At 68.6% G+C, this 6,583-nt stretch carries 6 protein-coding genes and 1 pseudogene; 4 read left to right on the forward strand and 3 right to left on the reverse strand.

Annotation, left to right across the window (positions count from 1 at the left end; translation table 11 throughout):
• Positions 1–183: 183 nt before the first annotated feature.
• Positions 184–483, reverse strand: a complete 300-nt coding sequence (locus tag GA0115259_RS34980) for a muconolactone Delta-isomerase (RefSeq protein WP_093604348.1) — start codon at positions 481–483, stop codon at positions 184–186.
• Between the two features lie 272 nt (positions 484–755).
• Here GA0115259_RS34980 and GA0115259_RS42445 point away from each other — a divergent pair, with 272 nt between their 5' ends.
• Positions 756–953, forward strand: a complete 198-nt coding sequence (locus GA0115259_RS42445) for a hypothetical protein (RefSeq protein WP_237540717.1) — start codon at positions 756–758, stop codon at positions 951–953.
• A gap of 422 nt (positions 954–1,375) precedes the next feature.
• A complete protein-coding gene (locus GA0115259_RS34990; RefSeq protein WP_093604350.1) occupies positions 1,376–1,972 on the forward strand; it encodes an ATP-binding protein in 597 nt (198 codons plus the stop codon).
• Between the two features lie 28 nt (positions 1,973–2,000).
• On the opposite strand, the gene meaB is transcribed toward GA0115259_RS34990, so the two are convergent.
• Both meaB and GA0115259_RS35000 read right to left on the reverse strand, forming a co-directional pair.
• Positions 2,001–2,960 carry a methylmalonyl Co-A mutase-associated GTPase MeaB gene (gene meaB / locus GA0115259_RS34995; RefSeq protein WP_176732764.1) on the reverse strand — a complete coding sequence of 320 codons (960 nt, stop codon included), beginning with the start codon at positions 2,958–2,960 and terminating at the stop codon, positions 2,001–2,003.
• Between the two features lie 126 nt (positions 2,961–3,086).
• Positions 3,087–4,286: an acetyl-CoA C-acetyltransferase gene (locus GA0115259_RS35000; RefSeq protein ID WP_093604354.1), complete on the reverse strand. Its 1,200-nt coding sequence runs from the start codon at positions 4,284–4,286 to the stop codon at positions 3,087–3,089.
• 145 nt (positions 4,287–4,431) lie between these two features.
• Between GA0115259_RS35000 and mce the strand changes: the two genes are divergently transcribed.
• Entirely contained in the window at positions 4,432–4,860 is a 429-nt protein-coding gene (gene mce, locus GA0115259_RS35005) for a methylmalonyl-CoA epimerase (RefSeq protein ID WP_093604356.1), read from the forward strand.
• Positions 4,861–5,019: 159 nt separating this feature from the next.
• Positions 5,020–6,583, forward strand: a pseudogene (locus tag GA0115259_RS35010) (hypothetical protein); the annotation flags it as partial.

Here is a 6,583-nt window from a genome sequence, read left to right on the forward strand (position 1 = left end):
GCCGGGACCGGCCTCACACTCGAACCATCCTGATCGACAAGACCAGTCAAAGATCAGTAGAAACTCCCCCGCCTCGATCCCCTCCGACACACCCGAATCCTACGGGCCAACAACCCTCAGAAACCAAGGAGTTAATTATCGACAGCTCCCTGGGTCGGCAGGGAACGGCCGCAGGTAGGGTGTCTATTCACTGAAGTGTCGTTTGCAGTCCTCGACGAAGCCGGAGAACTCGCGTAGCGCCCAGATGATCTCGATGTCGAGATATTCTCTCAGCGGGAGCGTTGCCATGAAGATACGATCCAGCTCATCTGCGGATTCCACATCGATCAGGGCAATGACGCGCCGCTGGCCAGCCACTTTGTACATGTGAACGACATTTACCTTACCGCCGACCTCCTCTTGCTCTCTTACTTGATAATCCCACATTTCATCGAAGCTCATGCGACCCTCGATGTTCCAGCGCATCTGGACGTAGAAAAGCATGCCGCACACCCCCAGGGCTGTTGCAAGGTTAATTGATCTTACATGTGTGCTGGTCAGGGTTCCGTGACTGGGATGAACGAAGCTCTGTCGGCATTCTTTGGTGTCAGCCGGAGCCCGACCAGCACCAGCAAGACCACCTCTTACACAAGGAAGTGAACACCCTCGACGAGCCCGCTCACGTCGCCCTCTGACGGCAGGTACCCCAACTCAGGGTGCAATCCCGTTGCAAGTGCGGGTGCGGCACTGCCTACTTCGAACTCGACGCCGACGCGGTGAAGCCCGCGCCAACGGGCCCCGGCACCGTCGTGGCTGCCGACGTACAGCTCTTCACCGAAACCGGCGAATGCCCCGGCGAGGTCCTGGTCTTCGCGCAAGGCGGCTACCTCTCATGGCTGGAGATCTGCTCTTGGAGCGATGACGTCGCGGTGAATCTCGCTGCGGCGCGGCGCTGGCTGCGGACACCGTCCTGAACCCGAGCCGACAGCATCCAGCAGTCTCGGACCCCGAACGCCGCCGCCACGAGCCGACCGACATCACAAGTTCAAGTTCAGTATGTACGGGCGCTGCCGACACTGGCTGCCAAAGAGATCGACCGGCTGCACGCCGGCATCGGTGCCTTCGCCTTCCGCCAGGGGTTCGCGCTGCCGCAGGTATTCATGGAGCTCACCTGGACGCAGGTGTCGGCCTGGGAAGCATTGGTCGGGGCCTGTCGGCGGTGCCGGATCCGCGATGTGGTCGTGCCGTCGTGGGAACACCTGAACACTGTCTACTCCCTCAGCCTCATCGCACGGAAGACGCTGCAAGACGCCATCCGCGGCCGCGTCTGGTTCGTAGCGACCGATACAGGAGAGCTGCCGTGTCCGCTCGGCGTACCGCGGAAAGACGAGCGACCATGACCACGCAGTTCCCACGTGTGGTTCTTGCGTCCAGCATCCGGTTCGCCGCTGTGCTGACGGCCGTTGGCTGCTCGCGCCTGTTCCTCCGGCACGTCCTGCGGGACTGGAACCTGTCGGATCACATCGACACGGGCGAACTCGTCATGAGCGAGCTGGTGACCAACGCTGTCAGAAGCACAGGCGTCACCGACCCCGAGCCGAAGTGGACAGACATCAAGACACACCACGTCGTCGGAGTACAGCTTCGCGTCATCGACACAAGCCTGAGCGTCGAGGTGTGGGACAGGAGTCCGGCGACACCGGTCAAGCAAGCGCAAGCGGAGGATGCCGAAAGCGGTCGGGGGCTCATCCTCGTCGAAGCGATGTCGAAAAGGTGGGGCATTCACCGGCCGCCGGCCGGGGGCAAGATCGTCTGGGCTGAGTGGGATCTCTCCGAGCCGGCCAAGCCGGCCAAGGATCGCCCGCACGTTCCGCACCGTGTGCCGTCAATAGTGCGCGCGCCGCACGGACAGACACGAGACATGGCCACCACCGCGCTCGTGCAACGCGTCTTGAGTGACCTCCGCTCGCTGGACTCACCAAGTTGGCCTTGAACCGCCGCACTCACCCGACGGCACCCGCTCAGTCGGTTGTAGTGATGCCCGCCACCAGTTCGTCCGCCGCCCCGTACGGGTCCAGTTCACCCGCCACCACGCGTTCCGCCAACGTCGCCAGTCGGCGGTCCCCGTGCAGGTCCGCGATACGCGCCCGCAGCGACGTCACCGCGATCGTCTCCACCTCATGCGCCGCGCGGGCGGTGCGGCGTTGGGCCAGGACGTCGTGCTCCTCCATCCACGCGCGGTGTTTCTCCAGCGCCTCCACGACCTCGTCGATGCCCTCGCCCCGCGCCGCGACCGTCTTGACGATCGGCGGGCGCCAGTCGCCCGGACCTCGGGACTCGCCCAGGCCGAGCATGTGGTTCAGCTCGCGGACCGTCGCGTCGGCGCCGTCGCGGTCCGCCTTGTTGACCACGTACACATCGCCGATCTCCAGGATTCCGGCCTTCGCGGCCTGGATGCCGTCGCCCATGCCCGGCGCCAGCAGCACCACCGAGGTGTCGGCCTGGGAGGCGATCTCGACCTCCGACTGGCCGACCCCGACGGTCTCCACCACGATCACGTCGCAGCCCGCCGCGTCCAGCACCCGGATGGCCTGCGGAGCCGCCCAGGCCAGACCGCCGAGATGGCCGCGGGTGGCCATCGAGCGGATATAGACGCCCGGGTCCGAGGCGTGCTCGGACATCCGGACGCGGTCGCCGAGCAGCGCGCCGCCGGAGAAGGGCGACGAGGGGTCGACGGCCAGCACCGCGACCCGCTTGCCCGCCCGCCGGTACGCGGTGACCAGCGCGGAGGTGGAGGTCGACTTGCCGACGCCGGGCGATCCGGTGATGCCGACGACATAGGCCCGGCCCGCGAGCGGTGCCAGCGCCGCCATCACCTCCCGTAGCTGCGGGGACGCCCCTTCGACCAGTGAGATCAGCCGGGCCACGGCCCGCGGCCGGCCCTCACGCGCCTGAGCCACCAGCTCGGGGACGTCCTGCATCACAGCTCCAGCTCCGTCATCACAGTTCCAGCTCCGTCACTCGGCCGCTCGGCAGGCGAGCTACTCGCGGCGTATTAAACGTACGTACGACGGACTACCCGTACGACGGACTACCCGTACGACGGACTACCCCGCCACCCGCACAATCAGCGCGTCCCCCTGGCCCCCGCCACCGCACAGCGCCGCCGCCCCGATCCCGCCGCCGCGCCGCTTCAGCTCCAGCGCCAGATGCAGCACGAGCCGCGCGCCGGACATCCCGATCGGGTGACCGAGAGCGATCGCGCCGCCGTTCACGTTCACCTTTTCCGGGGACACCCCGAGGTCCTTCATCGACTGCACGGCGACCGCCGCGAAGGCCTCGTTGATCTCGATCAGATCGAGGTCCTCGACGGCCAGGCCCTCCTTCTTCAGGGCGTGCTGGATCGCGTTGGACGGCTGGGACTGGAGCGAGTTGTCCGGGCCGGCCACATTGCCGTGGGCGCCGATCTCGGCGATCCACTCCAGGCCCAGTTCCTCCGCCTTGGCCCGGCTCATCACCACGACCGCCGCCGCGCCGTCGGAGATCTGCGAGGAGGTGCCCGCCGTGATCGTGCCGTCCTTGTCGAAGGCCGGGCGCAGCCGGGCCAGCGACTCCACCGTGGTCTCCGGGCGGATGCCCTCGTCCTGGGCGAAGACCACCGGATCGCCCTTGCGCTGCGGGATCTCCACCGGAGTGATCTCGGCCTCGAAGACGCCGTTCTTCTGCGCGGCGGCGGCCCGCTGGTGGGAGAGCGCGCCGAACTCGTCCTGCTCCGGGCGCGCGATACCGAGCCGGGTGTTGTGCTTCTCCGTCGAGGCGCCCATGGCGATCTCCTCGAAGGAGTCGGTCAGCCCGTCGTACGCCATCGAGTCGAGCAGCTCGACCGCGCCGTACTTGTAGCCCTCACGGGACTTGGGCAGCAGATGCGGCGCGTTGGTCATGGACTCCTGGCCGCCCGCGACCACCACCTCGAACTCGCCCGCGCGGATGAGCTGGTCGGCGAGCGCGATCGCGTCGAGGCCGGAGAGACAGACCTTGTTGACGGTGAGCGCCGGGACGTTCATGGGAATGCCGGCCTTCACCGCGGCCTGGCGTGCCGGGATCTGCCCTGCCCCGGCCTGGAGCACCTGGCCCATGATCACGTACTGCACCTGGTCGCCACCGATCCCGGCCCGCTCCAGCGCGGCCTTGATGGCGAAGCCGCCGAGCTCCGCACCGGAGAAGGACTTCAGCGAGCCGAGCAGCCGTCCCATCGGGGTACGGGCGCCCGCGACGATCACGGAGGTGGTGGTGTTCGTATCCGACATGAGACGCGATCCCCTTTGCATGGAGCGTGAGGAGTGAACGAGGGTTTACTTCCAATGTACTGAGCGGTACGCGCCGGGGTCATCCGGCCGTGCGTGTGATCGCGCGCACGTTGCGTAACCGGCGCCATGACGCTCCACTGTCTCCATGCTGACGCGAATCGACCACATCGGAATCGCCTGTTTCGATCTCGACGCCACCGTCGAGTTCTACCGGGCCACCTACGGCTTCGAGGTCTTCCACACCGAGGTCAACGAGGAGCAGGGCGTACGCGAGGCCATGCTCAAGATCAATGGGACGTCGGACGGCGGGGCTTCGTACCTCCAGCTCCTCGAACCGGTACGGGAGGACTCCCCCGTGGGCAAGTGGCTCGCGAAGAACGGCGAGGGCGTGCACCACATCGCCTTCGGGACCGCGGATGTCGACGGGGACGCCCAGGCGGTCCGTGACAAGGGCGTACGGGTCCTCTACGACGAGCCGCGCCGGGGTTCCATGGGCTCGCGCATCACTTTTCTCCACCCCAAGGACTGTCACGGAGTCCTCACAGAACTCGTCACCTCCGCCCCGGAGCACTGACCTTAAGGATTCCCGGCCCGGTAGAGTGGGGCGCTCCGGGCCGGGGCCGGGCCGGGGCCGCGCCCCTGCCGTTGATCTGACACCATTCCCCGGGGGGCCGTTCGCCGCGAACGGTGCTCGATTGGGCAGTTGCGACCAGGGGACGGATGGGACCGCGCAGTGCGGGGCTACGAACGCCAGGAGAGCCACCGAGCTGACGACGACCACCTCTCGCGGTTCGAAGCCGAGATGGAACGGCTGAAGACCGCGCGGGAGAAGGCCGTCCAGCACGCCGAGGACCTCGGTTACCAGGTCGAGGTATTGCGCGCCAAGCTCCATGAGGCACGCCGCACACTGGCCACGCGCCCGTCGTCCTACGACAACGGCGACCTCGGCTACCAGGCCGAGCAGCACCTCCGTAACGCCCAGATCCAGGCCGAGCAGATGCGCGCGGACGCGGAGCGCGAACTGCGTGACGCCCGCGCCCAGACGCAGCGCATCCTCCAGGAGCACGCCGAGCACCAGGCCAGGCTCCAGGCGGAGCTGCACGCGGAGGCCGTCCAGCGCCGCCAGCGGCTCGACCAGGAGCTCGCGGAGCGCCGGCAGACCGTCGAGTCGCATGTCAACGAGAACGTCGCCTGGGCCGAGCAGCTCAGGGCCCGTACGGAGTCCCAGGCCCGGCGGCTGCTGGACGAGTCCCGCGCCGAGGCCGAGCAGTCCCTGGCCGCCGCCCGCGCGGAGGCCGCCCGGGTCACCGAGGAGGCCCGCCGCCGGCTCGGCGAGGCGTCCGAGGCGGCCAGGTCGGAAGCTGAAGCGATCCTGCTGCGGGCACGCAGGGACGCCGAGCGGCTGCTGAACGCCGCGTCCACGCAGGCGCAGGAGGCCTCCAGCCACGCCGAGCAGCTGCGTACGTCCACCACCGCCGAGGCCGATCAGGTCCGCCAGCACGCCGCCGAGCTGAGCCGCGCCGCCGATCAGCGGATGCACGAGGCGCAGGAGCGGTTGCGCGAGGCCCGCGCGGAGGCCGAGAAGATCACCGCGGAGGCCAGGGAGAGCGCGGCCAAGCGGCTGGCCGGAGTCGAGTCGCAGAACGAACAGCGCACGCGTACGGCCAAGTCGGAGATCGCCCGGCTGGTCGGCGAGGCCACGAAGGACGCCGAGGCCACCAGGGCGGAGGCCGAGCAGGCGCTCGCCGACGCCCGCGCGGAGGCCGAGAAGCTGGTCGCGGAGGCCGCGGAGAAGGCCCGTACGGTCGCCGCCGAGGACACCGCGGCCCAGCTCGCCAAGGCGGCCCGTACCGCCGAAGAGGTGCTGACGAAGGCGTCGGACGACGCCAAGGCCACCACCAGGTCGGCGAGCGAGGAGGCCGACCGGATCCGCCGTGAGGCGGAGGCCGAGGCGGACCGGCTGCGCGGCGAGGCGGCCGAGCAGGCCGACCAGCTCAAGGGCGCGGCCAAGGACGACACCAAGGAGTACCGCGCCAAAACGGTCGAGCTCCAGGAGGAGGCCCGCAGGCTGCGCGGCGAGGCCGAGCAGCTCAGGGCGGAGGCGGTCGCCGAGGGCGAGCGGATCCGTGGCGAGGCCCGGCGTGAGGCCGTCCAGCAGATCGAGGAGGCGGCCAGGTCCGCCGAGGAGCTGCTGACCAAGGCCAAGGCGGACGCCGACGAGCTGCGCTCCGGGGCCACCGCCGAGAGCGAGCGCGTCCGTACGGAAGCCATCGAGCGCGCCACCACGCTGCGCCGGC

Source organism: Streptomyces sp. MnatMP-M17 (assembly GCF_900091995.1).
GTDB lineage: Bacteria > Actinomycetota > Actinomycetes > Streptomycetales > Streptomycetaceae > Streptomyces.